The following is a 23,436-nucleotide window of genomic DNA, read 5'->3' on the forward strand; positions in this document are numbered from 1 at the left end:
GTAGGGACGCATGAATTATTAATCGTTTGCTTTCGAATTCCTTTAGGCGGAGTGACAAATGATGTGGTCAAAAAATAACGCGTATTGTGCAAATGCACAACATCACGACATTTTTGAGAGCCGAGTCGCAATATAAAGCTCCGCTAACCCCACAAAATTGGTTGTTGGTAGCCCTGTTATCTCGGTGATTTTCTCTAACCGATAGCGCAGAGTGTTCCGGTGAATAAACAGCATTTTAGAGCATTCTGTTACATTGCCATTGCATTCAAACAGTGCATCTAGGGTTTTCAATAATTGCCCAGATTTGTCTTTCTCTTTCAACCGTTTCACACCATCAATAATTTGTTCACCTTGCCAAATATCCGCCAACGGCGCTAACAAAACAGGCAAACGAAGTTCATCGAACAGGTACTTACGTTTCTCTGGGTAGAACTGCTTGCCAATGGCTAATACCTGCTTCGCGCTTTGGTATGACAACGCGACATCTTTAGGCTCATTAAACAGCTGCCCTAGCGCAATGTGAAACGTATGCGAATCGTGATCGCTTAAACGCGACATCAACTTATCAATGCGCTCACTTTCAACTTGGCTATCCCACTGCTTGGCGGAATGACACGGTTTCAACACCACAATTTCATTCACCGAGACAATCGCAACCAGGTTGTTACGCTCTGGGTATTCAAGCAGCTCAACAATATTGCGCACACTCTTCATGCTTTTCGAGGCGGACGGCGTCGAGACTTCAATCACCGTTGCCACCCTTGGTTGAGTAACATCGATAGAAAGACGCATCGCCCAATCTTTCAGCTCTTCATCGGTCAATTTGCCATTGATCCAAGCCAGAATAAACTCTTCACGATGACGTCTGTCCCACTGAAATTTTTCCACCAGCGCAGCTTGCTCGATTGTTAGTTCAGCGGTCATTTTAACCAGTTTTGCAAAATCTCGGATTTTCTCCGGCTCTCCTGTGACGCCAACAATACCGACCACGTCGCCATGTAATTTCAACAACATATTGATACCGGGTTTGACACCCTGCAACGTCAAACATTGCTGCTCATTAAGCTCTAGCGAATCGCCATGATTCAGCGCCAGTACCGCGCCATCATGCACTTGCCCAACACGTTTAGGGTCGCCACTGCCAATGATGATGCCTGCCGAGTTCATCACATTCACATTGTGACCAATGATGGACATGGTTCGATCAACAATTTGTTGTGCTAAAGCGTGGTCGAGAATCACCATTTCGAGTTTCCAAATTGACCGTTTAATCACTCAATAAATCACAAATGGCAAACTATCGCGATGCTGCGGTTCTAAATAACGGAAGCAGCTCAAAGCATTATCCAATTACCCATATTTAAAAAGTGGATTAAACCTTCATTTTTAGCAGCGGGTTATATACTTAGAACAAAGGTTACCAATGCATTCTTCACTGTGCATTGATGCCACTCGTCTACCTACAGAGGAGAGATCAACATGGAGTTACGGAATAAATCGGGGGAAGTTGCAAATATTGCTGATAACCTCACTTTGAAGGAAATCACAGAAATGGGCTACACCGTAGATTTATGCGATGAAGCATTTGCTCCTGGAGAGCATTGGAAAGCGGAAGGTAAAACGCAAGGTATGGGCGAGTATCCAGAGGAGTAAACGTCCTGACGAGCCAGCGCACAAAAGCGTTCCACAAACAGAAAAACCGAGCGACTTAACGCTCGGTTTTCTACTTTTGAACTTCTTGAATAAACAAGCTCATCTCTTCTAGATAATTGCCGTTTGAGCATCCCCAGTCGGTGACCTCAATCAACTCAGTAACTAACTGTCCAGACTCATCATCTTGCACTCTCTGCACAAACGCTTCAAAATGTTCCAGTTGCGCCTGACTCTTAACGCCATGCACGGCATATTCTACAAGCAAGCCGTTGTACGTCTGCCAGCGCTGATCGCCCGCAACATCATTGCTTAAAATCACAGAACACTTTTGTTGAATGCTTTCAACCGCATCATTTCTTGGTGGCGCGACTGTGGAACATCCAACTAAAATCGTACCTACCGCCAATAACGTAACTTTTGTCTTATTTATCATATAGTTTCCAACTGTATCGCCACGATATGGAAATCTTATTACACCTGATAAGGATCATCGATAGCGCACCGCAGATTAATTACTTAATAAACTGTAAACTCCATACCAGTCTTAACACTGCAAGCTCATAACTCCTATTAACTCACCCAAATGTAAACAAATAGTAAAATCACCTTTACGCGATGCAAAATCGACAAATGAGATTAGCGTTCCTTTCTCGCGACCAAGCGTGCAATAATCAACTGTCTACATAACGAAACCATTTGAAGGATCAAAATGACCGCAACGGATTACCTCAACGACCTCAATCAACGTTACCTTGCGATTCACCGCACCAAAGAAGATTTCTTTTGGGAAACTTACATGGGGATCAGCGATGACCATAATGGCTCGACGCAAGCACAAACGGCATGGACAAGCTTTTTAAGCAACGCCGAGCAAATTACTGCCATCAAACAACAGCTTGAAGCCGCGGACTCAATTACCGACCCACAAGAGAAACAACAAACCATTACGGGTCTATCTGGTTGGCTGGCGATGTTTGAATCTCACGCTATCGAGGGCGAAAAAGCACAAGCGTTGAAAAATCAGCTCATTGCCTTTGAAGCTGAGCTCTTCGAGAAAAAACAGAACCACGTACAAACATTTACCGATGAGAACGGCGAGCAAGTAGAAGGTTCACTTCCAGTATTAAGCTCAACCATTCGCACCAGCAATCATGAAGAAGTTCGCCAATCGGCTCATCAAGCGTTGCTGAACCTTGAACAATGGCTACTGCAAAACGGCTTTATTGAACTGATCAAACTGCGCAACCAGTTCGCTCGCTCACTGGGTTATGCGACTTTCTTTGATTACTCCGTGCAAAAAACGGAAAAGATGAGCACTGAGCAGCTATTCGAGATTTTGGAAGATTTCGAACAACGCACGCGAGATGCGCACCTAAACAGCTTAGAAAACTTGGCGAAAGAGAAAGGCGCAAGCGCACTAGCAGGCTACAACTTTGTTTACTCATTCGCGGGTAACGTTATGCGTGACCTTGACCCATACGTGCCGTTCTCAAAATCTCTGAGACGCTGGGTAGAATCATTTGGTCGCCTAAATATTGATTACTCTGGCGCGACGCTAACGCTGGATTTACTAGATCGCAAAGGTAAGTACCCGAACGGGTTCTGCCACGGCCCTATCCCTTCTTTCTATAATCAAGGCGAATGGGTCGCAGCGCAGGTGAACTTCACCAGTAATGCCAAACCAGACCAAGTGGGCAGTGGCTACGATGGCATTAACACGCTGTTCCACGAAGGCGGCCACGCAGCACACTTTGCGAACGTAAAAATGAACGCGCCTTGTTTCTCGCAGGAGTTTTCGCCGACGTCAATGGCTTATGCAGAAACTCAGTCGATGTTCTGTGATAGCCTGTTAACCGATGCCGATTGGCTAAAACAGTACGCACTGGATGATGAAGGGAATTCTGTTCCTGATGAGATTATTCAAGCAATGATCAACAGCCGTCAGCCATTCAAAGCTTATGAAGAACGTAGCATCTTGGTTGTACCATATTTTGAGCGCGCGTTGTATCAATTGAGCGATGACGAGTTAACGCCAGAGCGCATCACTAAGCTGGCTCGCGATTGTGAAAAGCAGATCCTTGGTTTGGAATGCAGCCCTCGCCCACTGATGGCGATTCCACATTTGCTATCCGACGAAGCAGCTTGTGCGTATCAAGGTTATCTACTCGCGCACATGGCGGTGTATCAGACCCGTGCATACTTCCTTGAGAAGTTTGGTTACCTGACGGATAACCCAGAAATTGGCCCACTGCTGGCAAAGCACTACTGGCACGCAGGTAATCACTTGTCGCACAACGAAACCATTGTCAGCCTGACTGGCGAAGGCTTCAATGCCAAATACCTTGCAGACGTGTGTAACCTGTCGCTAGAACAGGCATGGGAAGTGCAGCAGAAGAAAATCGACTCACTTGCGACGCGAGAGCGAGCATCAGTCGCTTCACTGAACGCCGCGATTAAAGTCGTCGACGGCAGTAAAGAGCTGGCAAGCAACGCCATCTCTGACGAACAAATGTGTGACGATTTTGAACGTTACATCGTAGAGACTTACGGTCGATAACACGCAGAAAGCCAGGAGCTCGCCTTCTGGCTTTTTATTCTTTAGCTAATGCAATAGGAAGGAAGATCCATGTACCAAGAAGTCATCAAATTTTGGTTCGAGGAGCTATCGCCCCAAAATTGGTTTGAAAACAACCCAGAACTGGACAAGCGTATTGCATCGCGATTTGCCTCGGTATTAGAACAAGCCGCTCGTTGTGAACTGTTTAATTGGCGTAACAGCGCACAAGGACGATTGGCCGAAATCATCGTCCTCGACCAGTTTTCACGTAATGTGTATCGCAACAACCCAAAAGCGTTTGCACAAGACCCACTCGCATTAGCATTGGCTCAAGAGGCAATTCGGTTAGGTCACGACAAAGAATTAGCGCCTGAGCAGCTAAGTTTTTTGTACATGCCATTTATGCATAGCGAATCTCGCCTCATTCATGTCGAAGCTGAAAAATTGTTTCGCGCATCAGGGCTTGAAAATAACTACGATTTTGAGCTAAAACACAAAGCCATCATCGACCAGTTTGGGCGCTATCCTCATCGCAATGCGATACTGGGAAGAAAGAGCACTCCCGAAGAGTTAGCGTTTTTGCAACAACCTGGGTCAAGTTTCTAAATAACAATGAATAATGAGTTAACCATGAGAGACCACGCAGTATGCTGGCCATGCTTGCTAAAACTAGACGGCGACGATGAGCTGATCTACACGCATTCCCAGTCCGACTTAGACTCTGAATGCGAAGCCCTCATTTTTGGGCAAGATGATTACGTTATTGACTCAAATGGCAACACGTTCGAATTGAAAAACAATGGTTCGAACACCACTCTTTTACACCCAAAAGAACGAACGCTGTCCGTAGAAGAGGTTACGTCATTAATCCAATCGCATGAATTCAGCCTCGCGCAACGGTGCATTATCAAGATTCATTTCACCTCGGTGAGGCAAGCTGTTGAGGCCTTAGCTCACTAAATCAATCCCAATACGCACATCATTAAATAAAATTATCATTTTTATAATTTATGATAATTTAATGTAATCAATATCACGCCATATACTCTCCCACATCGAAACAAGACAACGTTCAAACACACATGTTGGGAGCAAACAAATGAAAATGAATCATGTCGGTATTATGGTCGGAGATATGGACAAAGCGGTTGAGTTTTACACGCAAGCGCTAGGTCTAAAAGTCGTTATGGGCAACACGAAAGTGATTGAAGAACGCGAAACGGCAATTGGCAGAATGTGTATTGCGGTCTTTGGGGAAGGCTTTAAAGGCTTCAACATTGCGCACCTTGTGACAAGTGATGGCATCGGCCTTGAGTTATTCGAAATGAAAGAGCGTCAAGAGCGCCATGAAGTGGATTTTTCTCGCATCGGTATCTTCCATTTCTGTTTGCAGACAGACGATTTTGAAGGTGCTATCAAACGCACCGAAGCACTAGGTGGCAAAGTTCGCATGGACATCATGCGTTACCACCCAGAAGACGATAATAAGCCTGCGAAAATGGTTTACCTAGAAGACCCATTCGGTAACCTATTCGAGCTTTACTCACACTCTTACGAAGAAACTTACGCTTCTGATTACGAGTAATAGCCCCATCCATATTCCAAAAGGCTAGCAATACGCTAGCCTTTTTTGTTTGCTTTAAGTTGCAGTGTTTCTGCACTCGCTCTAGCAAAAAAACGTCTGGAATTTGATCATTTCTCTCACCACTTTTAAGGTCACTTTATACTTACCTCAACACAATGCAAAAAGGAGTGAAGCATGCCTACCAAAAATCCAATCGCCATCAAAGCGCTTGATCATGTTGTATTAAGGACCTGTAACCTCGATGCTATGTTGCATTTCTATCGAGACATTTTGGGCTGCCCTGTCGAGCGCCAAGTAACGGAACTTGGTTTAACTCAACTTAGGGCAGGTAACGCATTGATTGATGTAGTGACGGTAGACAGCGAATTGGGTCAACTCGGCGGAAAGCCACCAGTTCAAAATGGTCGTAATATTGATCATTTTTGCCTGCAATTGGCGCCTTTTTCCGAGGATGAATTACTGGAATATCTGCGTTCGAACGGCATTGAAACCGAAGAGTTTGCGAAACGCTACGGCGCACAAGGATTCGGTCGCTCACTCTATATTCATGATCCGGAAGGAAATGTCGTCGAGTTAAAACCTCAAGTGATTGATGAGTAAGCGAGTAAAAAAACCTTGTTATATTCTGAAAATAACAAGGTTAACTTCTAAAATAATTATTGAAGTAAGAACATATTATTAAGTCAAAATTCTAGCTGGCTCACCTATTTTTTTTCTCGCCACCATTGTTTATTTATCTGTTTTTTATGAACGAAAAAACTCTCCCCCGGCATTGGCGTCAGCAGCGTTATATGTTCTTTTTGACAATGGGCAAGCAAATCTAAAATCGGTTCGTCCCAGCGGTGAGTAAACAGCTCGTATGTAGCCCAATGTACTGGCAACAGTTTTTTCGCATTTAAATCGCGAAACGCTTGCACGGTATGATGAGCCTGCATGTGCCCCCAGTTTTCGACCGGATAACCTTGGCCTTTCACATCGGCAGCCACTTCCAAACAGGCAATGTCGATTGGTCCACATCGCAGTGCGATCTCGGAAAAGTGCGAATCGTAAGCTGAATCGCCACTAAAATAGAGCGTCTCTTCTTTTCCTTTGATGACCCAAGAAGCCCACAGGGTCGCGTTTTTATCGAAATAAGTACGACCCGAATTATGGTTAGCAGGCGTACAAATCAGTTCGATTCCGGCATAGTGCACGCTATCCCACCAATCGAATTCCACGATGTTGTCTGCGCAAACGCCCCACTTTATCAGATGCTTGCCAACCCCTAAGGGCACATAAAACGTCACGGATTTATCAGCGTAGAAACGTATGGTCGATGCTTCTAAATGGTCGTAATGATCGTGCGAAATCACGATAATTTCAGGAATCGGCAAACAATCTCTGGCGTAGGTATTGGGAATATTGCGTTCAAACCACGCTTTTGCGATGAACGGAGAAGCGTAATCAAATAACGGATCGGTCAGAATTCGAATGCCATCGACCTCCACCAGCATGGTGGAATGGCCCAGCCAAGTAACGCGCATCGATTCACTTCGCTGCGCAAACTGCGTGGGTTGAATTGGGGAATGTGGCAGATGTTCGTTAGGACTCAACGGCGTTCTACCACCAAGATAACTCCAACACACCTGCCAGAATGATTGCGGACTAGGGACATTTGGCATCTCGTTTTTAACGCGGCCGTTTTCAAATTGAGGCGAGTGGTGAACACGGTGCGCCAACTGCGCATGGTAGGTTTGAGGCGGAATCAGTGAACTTGGCTTTTGTGTCTTTTGTTCACTCGTTAGGTATGTGCGCTTAAGTATCGTCTCAGACATATTGTAGTTTTGTCTCACTTGCGAACGCTCAACAGTAGGTTTATTAAAACGTGCGTGTATGTCTATTTCGTGACCAAAATGAGGTGTAAGATGAAGATTCAGTTTCAATCAAACGTCTTCTATTTAAGGATACGGTTCTCAAACCTTCTGAATACAGCGTCGGTTTGAAAGGAGAAAACTATGGTGACTTGCAGCCAATACGATTTTATTGAAATCGCCTGTATGTTTAAGCTCCCTATCGAGATCACACTAAAAAATGGTAAAACTCATCAGGGCAACGCGTTCGACACAGGCTACGACATGCAGCGACAAGAGTGCTTGTTTTTAGATATGGATGGTGAGCACACCGCCTTCCCGACTGAACAATTAGTCGCAATGCGCGCGCTCAAAGCCAATCCGCATTTTGACGAAGTGACGTTTGAGTAAACGTCCTTCTTTCACTGACGCCGTCCAATAAAAAACGCCTCTCAAGCTGTCACAACTTGAGAGGCGTTCTCTTACACGGTTCACCTGAACTTGTTGTTATTCACGCGACCGGATGAAAACCAGCATCGGCATCATGATCACGAACATCACTCCCACAAGCTGGAAGGTGTGCACAAACGCGACCATTTGCGATTGCTGCTGCAACATCTGTTGGTATTGGTCTAACGCAACCGGGTCGGTAATGGAAAGCCCCTGATTGGCCGCCCAGTCATGCAAGTTAGGATTATAAGGATTAATACCCTCTCCCAGCACATGCCATTGCTGCTGACTATCACGATATTGGAACGTGGTAGCGATAGAGATACCAAACGAACTACCAATGGTACGAAACAGATTGTAAATACTCGCCGCCGCAACAGATTGCTCTTTCGGAATCGTTAAATACGCCAAGGTGGATAGCGTCGAGAAGGTTAAACCAAGCCCCATCCCCTGAATCATACTCGGCATCACAATCCAAAATGTATCGATCTGCAGTGAGTATTGCGTCATCAAATAACTACCAATCCCGATGCAGCTTAAGCCAAAGACTATTTTGATTCTGGGATCGAATTGCGGATTGAGCTTAATCACCAAAATCAACATCGCCGCTGACGCCAACCCACGCGGTGCCATTAATAAACCAGTGGTTGAGACCGGATAATCCAGCAAGCTTTCCAACAGCATTGGTTGTTGAGTCGTCAGACCAAACATCGCCATCGACACCACGGCAATCATCAATGACGAGACCATAAGGTTTCGGTCTTTCAGTAGCCACAATGGCGCTATTGGACTTTTGGTTTTCCAACTGCGATAGATCCACATCACCAATCCCATGACTGCGAGCAATATCGCGGTCTGAATCATACGTGAGTCGAGCCAGTCGTCTTCATTCCCTTTATCCAACACAAACTGCAACGCGCCCACACCTAACGCCATGTAACCGATGATCCACCAGTCAAAGTTAGGTTTGGATTTGTTGTCGATATGGATATAGCGATAAATCAAAGAGGTACAGATCAAACCGAATGGCAAGTTGATGTAAAAAATCCAGCGCCAGTTAATGTTGTCGGTGATCACACCACCTACAACTGGGCCCAAAATAGGACCAAGCAAAATGCCGATGGAGAAAATCGCCATCGCTTTGCCTTTTTGCTCATACGGATAGATCTGCACTAACGTCGACTGCGCCAATGGAATCACCGACGCGCCGAAAGCGCCTTGGATAATGCGAAATAGCACCATCTCTTCAAGAGACTGTGCTTGCCCACAAAGCGCACTGGCAATCACAAAACCGATCACAGCAACCAACATGACTTTGCGTTCACCAAAACGCGACACCCAGAAACTGGTCATCGGAATGAAGATCGCTTCCGCCATGCTGTAACCCGTCAACACCCACGTAATTTGGTCTGCCGTTGCGCCCAACGCGCCCATCATGTGCGATAGCGACACGTTCGCAACGGTCATATCGATTAACACCATGATGGCAGAAAGCATCACGGCGACGGTGGCAATCCCCCGTTTGTCTGCCGTAATTTGATGGCTCATTGCACGCTACTTTGCAAATCAATGGTGACTTCTGAGCTCGCACCCACGCGAAGTTGCGGCGCATCGGCCGGTACTTCTAATGCCAAACGTACAGGGAAACGCTGTTTGATTTTAACCCAGTTACCCGTTGCGTTTTCTGGTGGCATCAAGGAGAACGATGTACCACTCGCAGGCGATAGTTGTTCTACCGTTGCTTTCCACACCACGTCTGGGTACATATCAATCACCACATCCGCATGCATGCCAGGTTTAATATGAGTAAGATCGGTTTCTTTAAAGTTCGCGCGTACCCAATAACTGTCTTTTAAAATCACAGGGAACAACGTTTGACCCACGCTAACGACCGAGCCTACGTGCGTATTGATCTCACCGGCAATGCCATCCACTGGTGACGTAATGTCGGTGTAGCTCAAGTTCAGCTCTGCTTGCGCTAACTGTGCTCCCGCTTGTTGAACAACCGCAGCCTCTGCGCCTTCTTCACCACGGTTCGCAATGGCTTTTTCTACCGTCGCGCGCGCTTGCTCCAGGCTCGCTTGGGCATTGGCTAGTTTGTTTTTTGCCGTATCTAAATCTTGGTCCGACGCCAGTTTGCGTTTCACCAAGGAATCCGTACGTTTGTACTCCACTTGCGCTTCTGTCATGTTAGAGCGCGCCGCATCTAAGCCCGCAACGGCTTCAGTTACCTGCTTATCGGCAACGTCATGTTGCTGGACCGCCAATTGGTATGCCGCTTTTGCTTGCTTCACTGCCAACAAATATGGGTGTGAATCTATCTTCAGCAGTAGGTCACCTTTGTTAACGGATTGGAAATCTTTAACATCCACAGAAACCACTTGGCCTTTTACCTGAGGCGCTACCGACAGAATTTTTGCCCTAACGTAGGCATCTTCCGTGCTTGGGTGACTGTCTGAATACTGCCAAGACCAATACATCGCACCAAATGCGATAACACAGAGAGTAAAGAAAAGAGTTTTTACCAGCTTAGATCTGGAGGAAGAATGCTTTGCGATGTCGTCGCTCATTTATATTGTCCACTTGTTCAATTATGTGATCAGTGTAGGACTTTTCGATCTTCCGACAATAAAATGATCTGCAAGGTAAAGATCCAATTTTGCATGTTGCTAAGTGGAGTAAATGATGTGCAATCAAAACGAGGATAAAAAAGAGGGGCAGTCCCCGTAACCGCCCCCAAAGTCATGCCAATAATAGTAATGTGCGTGTAACTGCTGGTTTTTCTTAGAACTTGTAACCGCCGCTGATCATAAATACCCAAGGGTTAATTTTGACGTCGGTTTTTTGCTTCACTCCACCTGCTTTATAAGTTGCTTCTGTCTCAATGTTTGCGTACCACGCAGCGGCGTTGAGGAACCATTGATCGTTGATCATGTAGTCCACACCAATATTCGCTGCTAGACCGAATGAATCATCTAATTTCAAATCTGACAGGTCAGCGCCTTTACCCGTACTATTGAAATCTTCATCAAAGAATATGGTGTAGTTCAGACCTGCACCAACGTATGGACGGAACTTACTTTGAGACTCGCCAAAATAGTACTGCACCATTAGCGTTGGTGGTAAATGTTTGGTTTTCGCGATATCACTACCAACCAAATCTGTCGAAATGTCGTGGCTGAATGGTGTTGCTGCTAGAAGCTCTAAACTGATGTTGTCTGTGAACATGTAGCCAAACGTCAAACCAAGCTGCGTATTTGAGTCAACTTCTAACTCTTCTTGAGAACCAAGAATCTTATCACTGCTGTCATTTGGAACGACAGACGCCGCACCAACACGAAGAACGAAGTCACCTTGTTTATGAGCGAAAACACTTGGTGACACGAGTGCAGCAACCACTGCTAGACTGCAGATTGTTTTTTTCATTTTTATTTCCTTTCGTAGGGCTTCGTTATGTCGTACCCAAAGGGGTGCCTGCTAACTGATCTGAGATTTCAAGTAAACTCAGCGCCTTGAAGCACACGGGTATCTATATCTTTTTGAGCTGTGCGCAATCTAGCACATAGAAACCCTACTATTTTGATGGAAATCAATTTGTGAAAAATATAGGTTTTTTGTATGGAGAAACGCCATATTGATCAACAAATTATGCAAATAGGATACAATTCTGTAATGCAAACTGTGCGTGTGAGTTGCCATGCATACCCATAAATGCGAATCCTCTCGTTAAGGCTCGTAGCCAGTAAAAACTTTTTTCGTCCTCTACTTCTTCTATTTTCAAAAAAAAACCCACTTAAAAATCTCGTTTGACCCCTTAAAATCGCGATTTGAGGGGTTTGTAAAACACTGAAATACAAGAAGTTATTTTTATGGAAAATCAGTCACTTGGAGTGCTAGTCTGCTCGCAGCTAAGGAGAAGACATGTTAAAAACCGACCTCATTTTTGAACGAGAAAACTTTTCTCATCACGATTTTCAGAATGCCACCTTTAAAAACTGCCACTTTTATATGTGCTGTTTCGACCATGCCGATCTGCGCGATGCTAAGTTCATCGACTGTCGCTTTATCGAATCCAAAGCGCTAGAAGGGTGTAGTTTTCGCTTCGCGAACTTAAAAGACGCTAGCTTTACGAACTGTATGTTGGCGATGAGCCTGTTTAACGGCGCAAATTGTATGGGCTTGGAGCTGCGTAAGTGCGATCTCAAAGGGGCAAACTTCCAAGGTGCGAACTTTGCTAATCGCGTCAGTAACACCATGTTTTTCTGTCCTGCTTTTATTACTGGCTGCAACCTCACCTACTGTAACTTCGAACGAGTGTTACTAGAAAAATGTGACCTCTTTGAAAACCGTTGGAACGGTGCGAACCTCGCAGGGGCAACTCTCAAAGGCTCGGATTTATCTCGCTGCGAATTCTCGCCAGAACAATGGGGAACCTTTAACGTTGAGCAATGTGATCTGACTCATGTCGAACTAGACGGGCTGGATGTTCGCCGCGTTTCTCTGTTTGGTGTTAAAATTTGTGATTGGCAACAAGAGCAATTGCTTGCGCCTTTTGGATTGATCATTCTCTAAGGAAAGGCCATGAACCTGTTTAAAGACTTACCGAATAACCTCGACGAGGAAGTGTTCGAAGACCTGCTGACCCACAAAAACCTGCGTATAGAACGCATTGTCTCAACGGGGCAAACCTCGCCCGAAAGTGACTGGTACGATCAAGAAGAACATGAATGGGTCTTGGTTCTTAAAGGAGCTGGAGAGCTGACTTTTGAATCAGGTGTAGTGCAACGACTTGAGGCAGGCGATCACGTTACGATTCCAGCTCATACCAAACACAAAGTGAGCTGGACTGACCCAACGCAAGAAACCATCTGGTTGGCGGTGTTTTATCAATAAACACAAAACGATCTTAAACCCAAAAATAGGCGCTGAGTTTGCTCGATACTACTAAGCCGTCACTGGCACTGTTTGATTTTGATGGCACCATCACCCGAGAGGATATGTTTAGCCTTTTCCTCCACTATTCTGCTTATGGCCTGCGCAAACGAGTAGGAAAGGTCGCTATCATGCCATTTTATGCGCTGTACAAACTCGGAGTGTTACCCGCTCGTGTTATGCGCCCTCTCAGCAGTTTTATTGCATTTTCAGGGAAAGAAACGCAGAAAATTGAAGCGATTGGCACTCAGTTTGCCCATGAAGTGATCCCGCTGTACTTACGGCCAGAAGCGATGGAAAGGTTGGCGTGGCATCAACACAGAGGCGATACCATTGTGGTGGTGTCGGCATCACTCAATGCATATCTCAAGCCTTGGTGTGAAGTGAACGGTTACCACTTGCTGTGCAGTGAACTGATCTCAGAACAGCCAAAACTGAGTGGCTTTTACCAGCAAGGTGATTGCAGTTTAGAAAGAAAAGTCTCGCGCGTTAGGGCCACGTTTTCGCTCGACGAGTTTGCGTCTATTTATGCCTACGGTGATACGCACGAAGACATTCCGATGCTAAAACTGGCAGACTACGCGATGCTCAACTGGAGCGAGTGGAGAGCAAGCGAATAACGATATGTGCTCTGATTTTCAAGACAACCACTCAACCAAAGTGATCGTTTTAGACTGAAAAAACAAACCCTTCTCACATGAGAAGGGTTTACTGTTCAGGGCCCAAATAACTGGCTTAACGCCATACACCCCATTGACCCGTTGTGCCTGGTTCCTCACCAGACGTCCACCACTGGGCAGTCCATTCTTTGCCGTTGTGTGTCACCACATCACCTTGGTTGTAAACGGCCGTCTTGTCCCACAAGTTGGTTGGTTCAACTGGTGGCGGTACATCCGCTTTGATCAGTGACAACGCATAACTGAAGTCTGCACTTGGCGCTAATACTTGGTTTGCATTCACGTTCTTACTATCGAACATGTAGTGGTTCATCTCTTGATGCCAAATGCCAACATACCAATCGCCCGTTTGCTGCGCGTTAAATTGATCTGCTATTTCTGCAGCCCAAGTCGCCGTATTGTTTGCGCTGATTGGTAGTGAAATATCGACAATTTCATTCCCCGTCGCATTAAACGTACGGAAACGCACCGTATCGCCAGACTCTACTGGCCCAAAACCTTGCTGAACAAAGTAGCCTAGAGATGTCAGATTGTTGCCTGGTTCGGTTGGATCAACAGGGTCAGTCGGTGGCGTCGTACCCGTTCCGTTTAACGTAATGTCACTACAGTTGTAGAAGCCTTCCCCAGCGACATCAATGCGCTGCCAACGAGTATAAAGCACCGCATCGCCGGAACGATCAGCAGGGAAAGTCACCTGAATACGGTAGCGTTTTTCCGCATCAACATACACATCACCTGCGGTGTCGATCAGCTCTAAATCACTCCAAGTAAGAGGTTTTGAATCATCATAAGTTGGCTTGGTGAGATAGAATTCCCAGTACGATGGGTTGTGCGGCGCTTTGCCGTAAAACACCAATTCAATCTGGTTATTTGCATCTGGCGTAACATTGGTGCGCTGCCAGTTTGGAGAAGGAATGTTCAAGCCTTTCTTAGCTGCATCGCCAGCAGAACATAGCTCACCGTCGCGAACCACGGCTTTCACATGCTCCATATCTCGGTAATTTGGTACGTTTGCTGCAATTTCGCTACGCTGCACAAACGGATACGCGCCAGATTCTTCAAAAGCCGCTTTACACGCTTGGTTAGGGATCTCGTTGGTCCAAAAACCACCGTCTAAATAACACGTATTCTGACGAGCACTTGGAAATTCTACCCAGCCGTGGGCGTTGACGTTAAATGAGCTCAATGCGGCAACAGCGCTTAAGCTCAAAAGAGGAAGTGTTACATGTGATTTCATCGTTCATCCTTAATTTTGCTGACTCGCCGCTCTGAAACACAAGCGGTTTAAGCAAAACTAGCAGGATGGGATTATTTAGAAGGTGAGAATAAATATGGAAATTGTAAGAGTGCCATCTGCTTTCCAGCATTTGTTGTGAACCATTCTCATACTCGACTGACTCTTTCGAGTCACTTCAAATTCGTGTGCCACAAAAACTGTCACTCTCGTTTGGCTAGCGCTCGTCTTTTGGTGTGTCCATCACCACCATGGTTGTGATCGACTTGACGTGTTCGCACTCACCCAACACATCAGCGTGAAACGCTTTATAAGCGGCGAGATCTTGCGTTTCCACACGCAGCAAATACTCGTTCGCACCAGTGATGTTGTGACATTCCACCACCTCGTTTACAAAACGCACATGCTCTTCGAAACCCAACTGCGCCTGCTTAGAGTGCGAGGCCAAACCAATCGACACATAAGCGACAAAACCCACGCCAAGTTGCTGATTATCCAGTACCGCTCGGTAGCCTTTGATCACGCCTTTACGCTCTAAATCTTGCACTCGGCGTAAGGTTGCAGACGGAGATAAACCAACGCGTTCCGACAGCTCCACATTGGAGATTCTTCCGTCTCGTTTGAGCACTTGCAATATTCTTTCGTCAAATCTATCCATGATGATGTTTCATTGCTTATTTAGTTTCTAATCATCAAATAAAAGCACAATATTGACCTCAGTTCTACTTATAGTTGTTCTTTACTTATCGAGAACTGATTCAAGGAACAATCTATGGAATATCATCAACTGGGCGCTTTGGCGTTGTTCGCTTTTGTCTCCACTTTTACGCCGGGTCCCAATAACATTATGTTGATGACCTCAGGGGCAAATGTCGGCTTTAAACGCACTATCCCACACATGTTGGGCATTACCTTCGGCTTTGGTGCCATGCTAATTTTGGTGGGTATTGGCTTGATGAGCCTGTTCCATGCCTACCCGCTAACCCACTCGATTTTAAAAGTATTGAGCTTGAGTTATTTGCTGTACTTGACGTACAAAATCGCCACCAGCGACAAAACCGAAGCAAAACACGATTTTCGCCCGATGTCTTTTTTAGGGGCTGTTGCATTCCAATGGGTGAACCCAAAAGGTTGGTCGATGGCGTTGACGGCCATTACGGTATACACCAGTGGCGGTTCTTGGCTCGAACTGACTTTTATCGCCGGTATCTTCTGTTTAGCCAACTTGCCATCGGTGACATTTTGGACGGCGGCAGGTATGCAATTGCAGCGTTGGTTGACCACCGATAAACGCGTTAAGGGGTTCAACTACAGCATGGCAGCGCTGTTGCTTTTGTCTACGATTCCAATGATATAAGTCCATTTATGGTTAAAAAACGACTCACTTTACGTGGTTAGAGAAAGGATAGAGGTAATATTTTTCTTGAGGCTTTGGCGTTAATTCACAGTGTAAATTTGTTTAAAGACGCTACCCTCTTGTTAGGGAACTTGATAATCTTTAAATGAGAAAGAGAATAATTATCGAGTAAAGTAACAATGAAAAAGAAGCCTCAACCTAAAACGCTTGTTGTCACAGACACAGAAACCATCACTCCAAACATGCAGCGCATTACCTTGCAAGGTGAGGCGCTGAGCCACTTTCCTCGTGACTGCGAAGGCAGTTACATCAAATTACTGTTTAACGATATGGGCGGCGCGGATCTGAGCATCCTGCCAGAAGACGACCGACCAATCATGCGCACCTACACTATCCGACGCTTTCATCCAGAAACCAGTTCAATCGAAGTGGATTTCGTCCGACACGTAACGCAAGATCTGCAATGCGGATTTGCAGCGCGTTGGGCAATGGCCGCGCAAAAAGGCGACACGATCAGCATTGTTGGGCCAGGTAGCATCTCCAACTTAAATACTGAGGCGGATTGGTTCTTCATGGCTGCCGATATGACAGCACTTCCAGCACTTTCTGCGAAAATTCGTACGCTGCCAGAAGAGGCCAAAGGCTACGCTGTGATCAGCGTGATGTCTCCAGCCGACATTCAACCCCTAAACACGCCAGCCGGTATGGAGTTGATTTGGCTAACTGAACAGCAAACCTTGGCTGATAGCGTTCGCGAACTCGAGTGGTTAGACGGTAACGCTTCGGTATGGTGTGCGTGTGAGTTCGATTCAATGCGCGCGCTGCGCCAATATTTCCGCAATGAGAAAGAAGTCGATCGCGAGAACATCTACATCAGCAGCTATTGGAAGCAAGGCGTGTCTGAAGATGGGCACAAAGTGATTAAACGTGAAGACGCGGAATCCAACCAATAGTGATTCATGTCTTTTCGATTCCAGCTCTCACCCTAATAAAAACGCCCGGCATCACCGGGCGTTTTAGCAACTTCAGTTGTATTAAAGTTCATGAAAACTCTAATCCGCTAGTTCCTGCGCTAAAAAGTCGATTAACAACCTCACTTTGGGCGATAAATTTCGGCTTTGTGGATACAGTGCCCAAATGCCTTCACGGTCGTCTCGGTAATCGGTCAGCACCTCGACTAGCTCACCGTTATCTAGGGCTTCTTGAACGTAATAGTCCGGCAACTGCACTAAACCCAAACCACGTTTGGCGGCGCCCATTAGCGCAAAACCACTATTGCATTTAATCCTCCCCGACACGCGCAAAGACTTATCGCGTTTATTTTCCTTAAAATGCCAATAATCGACCGAACCAACCAAGCACTGATGTCGAGCCAGTTCGGATAATGTGTGAGGCTCGCCAAATCGCTCCAAATACATAGGGCTAGCACACACGTAATTTTGACGCGACGAAAGACGCTTTGCGATCATGCTGGAATCTTGCAGGCGGCCAAGACGAATCGCCACGTCTACCCCTTGCTCTATCAAATCCAGTTTTTGATTGGTCAGAACTAAATCGAGGTCCACACGCGGGTACTTCTCCAAAAACTGATGCAAGAGCGGCGCGAGGTTCATTTCCCCATAGGTCACAGGCGCTGTCACACGCAGCAAACCTCGCGGTTCGGTCTGCATTTGCGTTACAGCAAGCTCAGCTAGTTCTAGCCCTTCGACCAAGTGTTTGCACTGCTGATAATAAAGCTGTCCAGCTTCAGACAGAGAAACTTTTCGCGTCGTGCGATGCAGTAACTTAACCGCAAGACGCTCTTCAAGTGCCGATACGCGGCGACTGATTTGTGCCACTGACGTTTTCAGTTTAGCCGCGGCAGCTGTAAAGCTGTTAGTTTCCGCTACGGCAACAAACTCGCTGACTCCTTCCCAATTCGCCATGCTGTATTCCTGTCGACCTCCTCTAGACAAATAGTGATTACATTGTTCTCGTCGAGCTACGCTTTGAAAACCGGGAAAACTTTACGCGTCAGGTAACGGACGAAGATCGTCGTATTGCGCATCAAGCTCAATACCAAAATATTCTTTCAACGCATCCAGGTAGGCTTGACCTGGCTCTAGCTCTATTTCTGTTAGCGCTTCATGATTTGTGCATCTGAGTGTGTAGTTAAGCAGCGTCACCAACCCACTTTCTGTCGCTCTAGCAGCGACCCTTGCGCTAGTAAAACGCGAATTAGGCGAAGTCGAGGTAAAGAAGTTGCTACATGCAATGTCACCAGCAAACACAAACTCTAGGTCAAAGCTGTATAGATTGTTCCACGTGTCCGTTCCATCGGTTGAAAGCACTTGGAGGAAATAACCAAACTGAGCATCTTTGACAAAACGGAAGGTTTGTAAATCCGTCTGAATCACTTGGTCAAGGATAAATGGCAATGGCGCTCGAGGGGTATTGGAGCCAAAACCCACATCGACAATCCATGTTTGTTCCTCTAAAGTCACTAACGTGATTTGATGACTACGACCTGTTGGTGTACCAGACACATGTACACGCCCTAGCAAACTTCGCGCTTCAAACCCAAGAGTGTTGAGCACATCAAGCATTAAACCATTTAATTCAAAGCAGTAACCACCGCGAGAGTGGTACACGGTTTTTTGAATAATATCTTCAATCTCAACAGAGACGCCTCGCTGCAATGCGATGTCAAAATTCTCAAACGGCAGGCAACGATGCTGCGCCACGTGAATTCTGTGCAATGACTCCAAATCGGCGGGCAATTCACTAGGCAAGCCTAGCTTGGTTAAATAGGCACTCAGATCCGTCTTATTCATAATCACTCTTACTTAGCTGATGGTTTGACAGTTTTCTACTTTAGCCCCTCTATCTAACTTCAGGTCAATCACCTTTTCCATTTCCCTTCCGCTTTAAGGAGGCATCGCACTCTTTTTACACGCTCACCTTATCATTATTACACATATGTAAAAATCATTTTCAAAATGGACGGATTATCATTTTTACTGAAACACCTAAAATGAGCACCAACAAAACGACGAAGCGCGGTAAGCAAACCTTAACTACGCTTATTACGTCACTCCATATACTGAAAATATAAAGGAAACATCCAATGTCGCTTGAAATCAAACCTGGTCAAACTCACATAAAATCAAAAGCAATGGTCGCTTGGGCTGCAGGTGAGCCGCTTAAAATGGAAGAAGTGGATGTACAACTTCCAAAAGCCGGCGAAGTGCTAGTACGCATCGTAGCAACTGGTGTTTGTCACACTGACGCATTCACACTATCAGGTGACGATCCAGAAGGTATCTTCCCTTCAATCCTTGGTCACGAAGGTGGCGGTATCGTTGAAATGGTTGGCGAAGGCGTAACAAGCGTTGAAGTTGGCGACCACGTTATCCCACTTTACACTGCTGAATGTGGTGAGTGTAAGTTCTGTAAATCTGGCAAAACGAACCTATGTCAGGCCGTTCGTGAAACGCAAGGTAAAGGCCTAATGCCAGATGGCACAAGCCGATTCTCTATCAACGGCGAAACTATCTTCCACTACATGGGTTGTTCTACTTTCTCTGAGTACACGGTTCTTCCAGAAATCTCACTAGCGAAAGTAAACAAAGAAGCACCACTTGAAGAAGTTTGTCTTCTAGGTTGTGGCGTAACCACTGGTATGGGTGCGGTATTAAACACAGCTAAAGTTGAAAAAGGCGACACAGTGGCAATCTTTGGTCTCGGCGGTATCGGTCTTTCTGCAATCATCGGTGCTCGCATGGCTGGTGCCAGCCGCATCATCGGTGTAGACATCAACGAAAGCAAATTCGACCTAGCGAAACAACTTGGTGCAACTGACGTAATCAACCCACAAAAATTCGACAAGCCAATTCAAGAAGTGATTGTTGAAATGACAGACGGTGGTGTTGACTACTCATTCGAATGTATCGGTAACGTAAACGTGATGCGCCAAGCACTTGAGTGCTGTCACAAAGGTTGGGGTGAGTCAGTCATCATTGGTGTTGCTGGTGCAGGTCAAGAGATCTCAACTCGTCCATTCCAACTGGTAACTGGTCGTGTATGGCGTGGCAGCGCTTTCGGTGGCGTTAAAGGTCGCTCTGAGCTTCCAGAAATCGTAAACCGTTACATGGCTGGTGAATTCGGCTTACAGGAGTTCATTACCCACACAATGGGATTAGCAGACGTCAACAAAGCGTTTGATCTGATGCATGAAGGTAAGAGCATCCGAACAGTTATCCATATGGATCAATAATGCTGCCTCAGGCTCTCCTTTTGGGGAGCCTGAATTCCTTCTGCTAATTAGAGAGTTTATTCATGACCATTGAAAATGTAAGCCAAGCCAAAGTGTTTGGCGGTTGGCACAAGCAATATACACACGAATCCAATGCCCTAAACTGCACCATGCGCTTCGCAATATTCTTGCCACCTAACGCAACGAAATCAAATCCCGTACCCGCGCTATACTGGCTCTCTGGTTTAACGTGTACCGATGAGAACTTTATGCAGAAAGCGGGCGCATTTCGTATGGCGGCCGAGCTTGGCATTGCGATCATTGCACCAGACACAAGTCCGAGAGGCGAAGGTATCGCTGACGACGAAAGCTATGACCTAGGAAAAGGAGCTGGCTTTTACCTTAATGCGACGCAAGCACCTTGGTCACTGCATTACTGTATGTACGACTATGTGACTGAGGAGTTGCCTGCGATCATCGAAAGTAACTTCCCAGTCTCTGACGTGAAGTCAATTTCCGGTCACAGTATGGGCGGCCACGGAGCGCTCACCATTGGTCTGAAAAATTCAGAACAGTACCGTTCTATTTCAGCGTTCAGTCCAATCAGTAACCCAATGCAATGCCCTTGGGGACAAAAAGCCTTTACTGCTTACTTAGGCAAGGAGCTTGAAAGCTGGAAGCAATACGATGCAAGTGAACTTCTAAAACAACAACAATCACCATTACCAATTTTGGTTGATCAAGGTGATGCTGATGGCTTCTTAAATGAGCAGCTTAGACCGGAAGCGCTGATTGCTGCGGCAAAAATACACGATTCAAACCTAACCTTGAGAATGCAACCAGGCTATGACCATAGCTATTACTTCATCTCAAGCTTTATTGAAGAGCACCTCAACTTCCATGCAAAATATTTGTTTGCATAGTTAATTTAAGTAAGCTCATGAAATAAAAAATAAAGTCACCAAAACTAGGTGACTTTATTTTCTTTACGTACTAACAAATACATATCTGAATATCGATGATTTAAATATGTAAAATAATGTAACTTAAGAACAAATTCGACGTCCATTTCTCGCCTTATTAAATTCTCATTTCCGACACAGTATCTTTATTAAAAATGAAACAAAGTTGCACTAAAAACCAATTAAATACCGCGAAATCATTACGAAACTCTACCATCATCCCAATACTCTGAGCTTTTAATTAAGAAGCAACTTAATAACCTTGACGTGACGTAAACCGACAGTTATTTTTGAAACATAACGTATTATAAAATCTCATCCGGTTGGCTCTATAATTATAAATAAATTACCGCTAGCACCTTTGTCCTAGCTAAGAAAAAAGAATAAAACTCAAAAGGGCATATGATGAAAAAGATAGTCGCGCTAGGTCTGTTTTTTGTTGCGCCATTCTTGTCTGCAAATACGATCGTATTTAGTAGTAGCCAGCAGCCTAGTGTCATACTGGAACTGGAAGAGATCCAAGCTTTACCTACCACTAGCTACACGATGACATTGCCTTGGCTTCCTGCCTCGTCAGAGTTTTTAGGCGTTAAACTCAGCACGCTTCTTACACACGTCTATGGAAAGGTACCAGAGCAGGTTGATATCAGCAGCTTAAACGACTATCACTCGACATTGTCCCGACAAGATATTCTTCGATATCAACCAATACTGGCTTATCAACAAGATCAGAATTACATAAAAGTCAGGAATAAAGGCCCTTTCTGGGTGATATATCCACTCAATCTCTATCCAGAGCTAAACTACAATAAATATCATGCGCAAATGGTATGGCAAGTAAATGAAATAAAAGAAAAATAATAAGAATGAAGTTATCAGAACCCTATTCTAAGAAACAAAGAATATTGCAATATTCTACCACCAGCAAAATGCTGCTGGTGGTGTTTGCCGTTTCTTTGCTTCTCGCGAATGTCGTGCTTTTACAGCAAACACGTTCACTCTCACAAAATTTTAATAACGAACAAAAACAAGCGACTTGGTTTTTATTCCAACTCTCCAAAGAACTATCAGAACTTGTCGGCGAGGCCAGACGGTTAGATGAAAACGTATTGAATATTGATGGTGCAGAGCTTCAATACGAGTTAGCGTGGAGTCGCTTTGACTTATTGACCAGTAGCACGAAAGCCAATAAGTTCTTTTCTCGGAACAACATGCACCTTTACTTCATTAACCTTTTTGAAGAGTTCAAAGAGCTAGAAAAACAACTAGTAGAAGCTAGAACAGGTGATAGCCAAGCTGCTGCTGCATTTTATCGTTCAACTCAAACACTATATTTAGGCTTAATAGACTTCGTTAATCAAAACTTCCGTCTAAGCAGTAAAGCTTATGAAGCACAAAAAGGTCAAACCCAGCGCTTAATGCAAGCACAATATATGTTGTTTGCGACGTTCGTTTTGTCGATTATCTCTCTAACTTATTTCTTTTATCGTGAATCCCATTTTCATAGAAAATTGGCGCTCAGCGACCCTTTGACGAACCTAGGGAACCGCAATGCACTATTCATTACCCTAAACAAATTTACTCAAGAAAAAAGGCCCTTTTCTCTCTGGATTCTAGATTTAAATGGTTTTAAAGAAGTCAACGACACACACGGACACCAAGTTGGCGACACTGTACTGCGGGAAATCGCTAGGCGGCTTAATTCTATGGCACTCAATGATTTTACTGTTTATCGCATGGGAGGAGATGAGTTCGCGGTTATCCTTGAAGGTGAACATCTCAATGAAGAGAACGTACGTGAGCAGATAGATACCGTCTTTGATGCACAAATATTAAACTCCGATAAAGTCTCAACACTTTCAACAAGCATGGGCTTAGCGCAATACCCTAAAGACAGTGACAATGTTGACTTTCTTATCAGCATAGCGGATAAGCGCATGTACAAAATGAAATTTCAACGTTAAAC

26 protein-coding genes are annotated in these 23,436 nt (G+C 45.3%); 16 read left to right on the forward strand and 10 right to left on the reverse strand.

What is annotated here, in order from left to right; translation table 11 throughout:
• Nucleotides 1–102: 102 nt before the first annotated feature.
• The gene (locus R7070_RS05830) at nucleotides 103–1,245 is read right to left on the reverse strand and encodes a sugar diacid recognition domain-containing protein (protein WP_005374330.1); all 1,143 of its coding nucleotides are present in this window, start codon (nucleotides 1,243–1,245) and stop codon (nucleotides 103–105) included.
• A gap of 234 nt (nucleotides 1,246–1,479) precedes the next feature.
• Here R7070_RS05830 and R7070_RS05835 point away from each other — a divergent pair, with 234 nt between their 5' ends.
• Nucleotides 1,480–1,653 (forward strand): hypothetical protein, encoded by a 174-nt coding sequence (locus R7070_RS05835; protein WP_005374332.1) that lies wholly within the window; start codon nucleotides 1,480–1,482, stop codon nucleotides 1,651–1,653.
• A 70-nt stretch (nucleotides 1,654–1,723) separates the two neighbouring features.
• Here the strand turns inward: R7070_RS05835 and R7070_RS05840 are convergent, their stop codons facing one another.
• Nucleotides 1,724–2,086 (reverse strand): hypothetical protein, encoded by a 363-nt coding sequence (locus R7070_RS05840; protein ID WP_054575251.1) that lies wholly within the window; start codon nucleotides 2,084–2,086, stop codon nucleotides 1,724–1,726.
• 276 nt (nucleotides 2,087–2,362) lie between these two features.
• On the opposite strand from R7070_RS05840, the gene R7070_RS05845 reads away from it, so the two are divergent.
• From R7070_RS05845 to R7070_RS05865, 5 genes are all read left to right on the forward strand, one after another.
• Entirely contained in the window at nucleotides 2,363–4,210 is a 1,848-nt protein-coding gene (locus tag R7070_RS05845) for a M3 family metallopeptidase (RefSeq protein ID WP_318141165.1), read from the forward strand.
• 69 nt (nucleotides 4,211–4,279) lie between these two features.
• A complete protein-coding gene (locus R7070_RS05850) occupies nucleotides 4,280–4,816 on the forward strand; it encodes a DUF924 family protein (RefSeq protein ID WP_256900174.1) in 537 nt (178 codons plus the stop codon).
• A 24-nt stretch (nucleotides 4,817–4,840) separates the two neighbouring features.
• Complete coding sequence (locus R7070_RS05855) at nucleotides 4,841–5,170, forward strand: DUF4144 domain-containing protein (protein WP_033907198.1); 330 nt, start codon at nucleotides 4,841–4,843, stop codon at nucleotides 5,168–5,170.
• A 139-nt stretch (nucleotides 5,171–5,309) separates the two neighbouring features.
• Nucleotides 5,310–5,795 (forward strand): VOC family protein, encoded by a 486-nt coding sequence (locus tag R7070_RS05860; protein ID WP_025768760.1) that lies wholly within the window; start codon nucleotides 5,310–5,312, stop codon nucleotides 5,793–5,795.
• A gap of 174 nt (nucleotides 5,796–5,969) precedes the next feature.
• Nucleotides 5,970–6,395, forward strand: coding sequence for a VOC family protein (locus R7070_RS05865; RefSeq protein ID WP_033907199.1), 426 nt, complete (start codon nucleotides 5,970–5,972; stop codon nucleotides 6,393–6,395).
• Nucleotides 6,396–6,499: 104 nt separating this feature from the next.
• On the opposite strand, the gene R7070_RS05870 is transcribed toward R7070_RS05865, so the two are convergent.
• Nucleotides 6,500–7,609 (reverse strand): MBL fold metallo-hydrolase, encoded by a 1,110-nt coding sequence (locus R7070_RS05870; RefSeq protein ID WP_256900175.1) that lies wholly within the window; start codon nucleotides 7,607–7,609, stop codon nucleotides 6,500–6,502.
• A gap of 180 nt (nucleotides 7,610–7,789) precedes the next feature.
• On the opposite strand from R7070_RS05870, the gene R7070_RS05875 reads away from it, so the two are divergent.
• Nucleotides 7,790–8,035, forward strand: coding sequence for a Rho-binding antiterminator (locus tag R7070_RS05875; protein ID WP_256900176.1), 246 nt, complete (start codon nucleotides 7,790–7,792; stop codon nucleotides 8,033–8,035).
• 96 nt (nucleotides 8,036–8,131) lie between these two features.
• On the opposite strand, the gene R7070_RS05880 is transcribed toward R7070_RS05875, so the two are convergent.
• The 3 genes from R7070_RS05880 to ompW form a co-directional block, all read right to left on the reverse strand.
• Nucleotides 8,132–9,622 carry an MDR family MFS transporter gene (locus tag R7070_RS05880; protein ID WP_318141166.1) on the reverse strand — a complete coding sequence of 497 codons (1,491 nt, stop codon included), beginning with the start codon at nucleotides 9,620–9,622 and terminating at the stop codon, nucleotides 8,132–8,134.
• Nucleotides 9,619–10,644 (reverse strand): HlyD family secretion protein, encoded by a 1,026-nt coding sequence (locus R7070_RS05885; protein WP_318141167.1) that lies wholly within the window; start codon nucleotides 10,642–10,644, stop codon nucleotides 9,619–9,621. The genes R7070_RS05880 and R7070_RS05885 overlap by 4 nt, the downstream gene beginning before the upstream one ends.
• Nucleotides 10,645–10,858: 214 nt before the next feature.
• Complete coding sequence (ompW, locus tag R7070_RS05890; RefSeq protein WP_017634373.1) at nucleotides 10,859–11,500, reverse strand: outer membrane protein OmpW; 642 nt, start codon at nucleotides 11,498–11,500, stop codon at nucleotides 10,859–10,861.
• 495 nt (nucleotides 11,501–11,995) lie between these two features.
• Here ompW and R7070_RS05895 point away from each other — a divergent pair, with 495 nt between their 5' ends.
• Genes R7070_RS05895 through R7070_RS05905 form a run of 3 tightly spaced genes read left to right on the forward strand, consistent with a single transcriptional unit; the run spans nucleotide 11,996 to nucleotide 13,626 of the window.
• Nucleotides 11,996–12,646: a Qnr family pentapeptide repeat protein gene (locus tag R7070_RS05895; RefSeq protein WP_256900179.1), complete on the forward strand. Its 651-nt coding sequence runs from the start codon at nucleotides 11,996–11,998 to the stop codon at nucleotides 12,644–12,646.
• A 9-nt stretch (nucleotides 12,647–12,655) separates the two neighbouring features.
• Complete coding sequence (locus R7070_RS05900; RefSeq protein ID WP_256900180.1) at nucleotides 12,656–12,967, forward strand: cupin domain-containing protein; 312 nt, start codon at nucleotides 12,656–12,658, stop codon at nucleotides 12,965–12,967.
• A gap of 38 nt (nucleotides 12,968–13,005) precedes the next feature.
• The gene (locus tag R7070_RS05905) at nucleotides 13,006–13,626 is read left to right on the forward strand and encodes an HAD-IB family hydrolase (protein WP_053308043.1); all 621 of its coding nucleotides are present in this window, start codon (nucleotides 13,006–13,008) and stop codon (nucleotides 13,624–13,626) included.
• A 115-nt stretch (nucleotides 13,627–13,741) separates the two neighbouring features.
• Here the strand turns inward: R7070_RS05905 and R7070_RS05910 are convergent, their stop codons facing one another.
• Nucleotides 13,742–14,920 carry a lytic polysaccharide monooxygenase gene (locus R7070_RS05910; RefSeq protein WP_031813569.1) on the reverse strand — a complete coding sequence of 393 codons (1,179 nt, stop codon included), beginning with the start codon at nucleotides 14,918–14,920 and terminating at the stop codon, nucleotides 13,742–13,744.
• Nucleotides 14,921–15,134: 214 nt separating this feature from the next.
• Complete coding sequence (locus R7070_RS05915; protein ID WP_005482841.1) at nucleotides 15,135–15,575, reverse strand: Lrp/AsnC family transcriptional regulator; 441 nt, start codon at nucleotides 15,573–15,575, stop codon at nucleotides 15,135–15,137.
• 114 nt (nucleotides 15,576–15,689) lie between these two features.
• Between R7070_RS05915 and R7070_RS05920 the strand changes: the two genes are divergently transcribed.
• Together R7070_RS05920 and R7070_RS05925 are read left to right on the forward strand one after the other, a co-directional pair.
• On the forward strand, nucleotides 15,690–16,274 hold the full coding sequence (locus tag R7070_RS05920) for a LysE family translocator (protein ID WP_005482872.1): 585 nt from the start codon (nucleotides 15,690–15,692) through the stop codon (nucleotides 16,272–16,274).
• A gap of 179 nt (nucleotides 16,275–16,453) precedes the next feature.
• Entirely contained in the window at nucleotides 16,454–17,227 is a 774-nt protein-coding gene (locus tag R7070_RS05925) for a siderophore-interacting protein (protein WP_017821025.1), read from the forward strand.
• A gap of 99 nt (nucleotides 17,228–17,326) precedes the next feature.
• On the opposite strand, the gene R7070_RS05930 is transcribed toward R7070_RS05925, so the two are convergent.
• Nucleotides 17,327–18,199 carry a LysR family transcriptional regulator gene (locus R7070_RS05930; RefSeq protein WP_017633836.1) on the reverse strand — a complete coding sequence of 291 codons (873 nt, stop codon included), beginning with the start codon at nucleotides 18,197–18,199 and terminating at the stop codon, nucleotides 17,327–17,329.
• A gap of 81 nt (nucleotides 18,200–18,280) precedes the next feature.
• Complete coding sequence (locus tag R7070_RS05935; protein WP_005374380.1) at nucleotides 18,281–19,087, reverse strand: arylamine N-acetyltransferase family protein; 807 nt, start codon at nucleotides 19,085–19,087, stop codon at nucleotides 18,281–18,283.
• Nucleotides 19,088–19,380: 293 nt separating this feature from the next.
• Here R7070_RS05935 and R7070_RS05940 point away from each other — a divergent pair, with 293 nt between their 5' ends.
• From R7070_RS05940 to R7070_RS05955, 4 genes are all read left to right on the forward strand, one after another.
• Nucleotides 19,381–20,529 (forward strand): S-(hydroxymethyl)glutathione dehydrogenase/class III alcohol dehydrogenase, encoded by a 1,149-nt coding sequence (locus R7070_RS05940; protein ID WP_017633834.1) that lies wholly within the window; start codon nucleotides 19,381–19,383, stop codon nucleotides 20,527–20,529.
• Between the two features lie 62 nt (nucleotides 20,530–20,591).
• Nucleotides 20,592–21,431: an S-formylglutathione hydrolase gene (fghA, locus tag R7070_RS05945; RefSeq protein ID WP_005374382.1), complete on the forward strand. Its 840-nt coding sequence runs from the start codon at nucleotides 20,592–20,594 to the stop codon at nucleotides 21,429–21,431.
• Nucleotides 21,432–21,875: 444 nt separating this feature from the next.
• Entirely contained in the window at nucleotides 21,876–22,331 is a 456-nt protein-coding gene (locus R7070_RS05950; protein ID WP_005374384.1) for a hypothetical protein, read from the forward strand.
• Between the two features lie 5 nt (nucleotides 22,332–22,336).
• The gene (locus R7070_RS05955) at nucleotides 22,337–23,434 is read left to right on the forward strand and encodes a GGDEF domain-containing protein (protein ID WP_213903340.1); all 1,098 of its coding nucleotides are present in this window, start codon (nucleotides 22,337–22,339) and stop codon (nucleotides 23,432–23,434) included.
• The last annotated feature ends 2 nt before the right edge of the window (nucleotides 23,435–23,436 follow it).

This window comes from Vibrio sp. 1557 (genome assembly GCF_033340175.1).
Taxonomy (GTDB): domain Bacteria; phylum Pseudomonadota; class Gammaproteobacteria; order Enterobacterales; family Vibrionaceae; genus Vibrio; species Vibrio alginolyticus.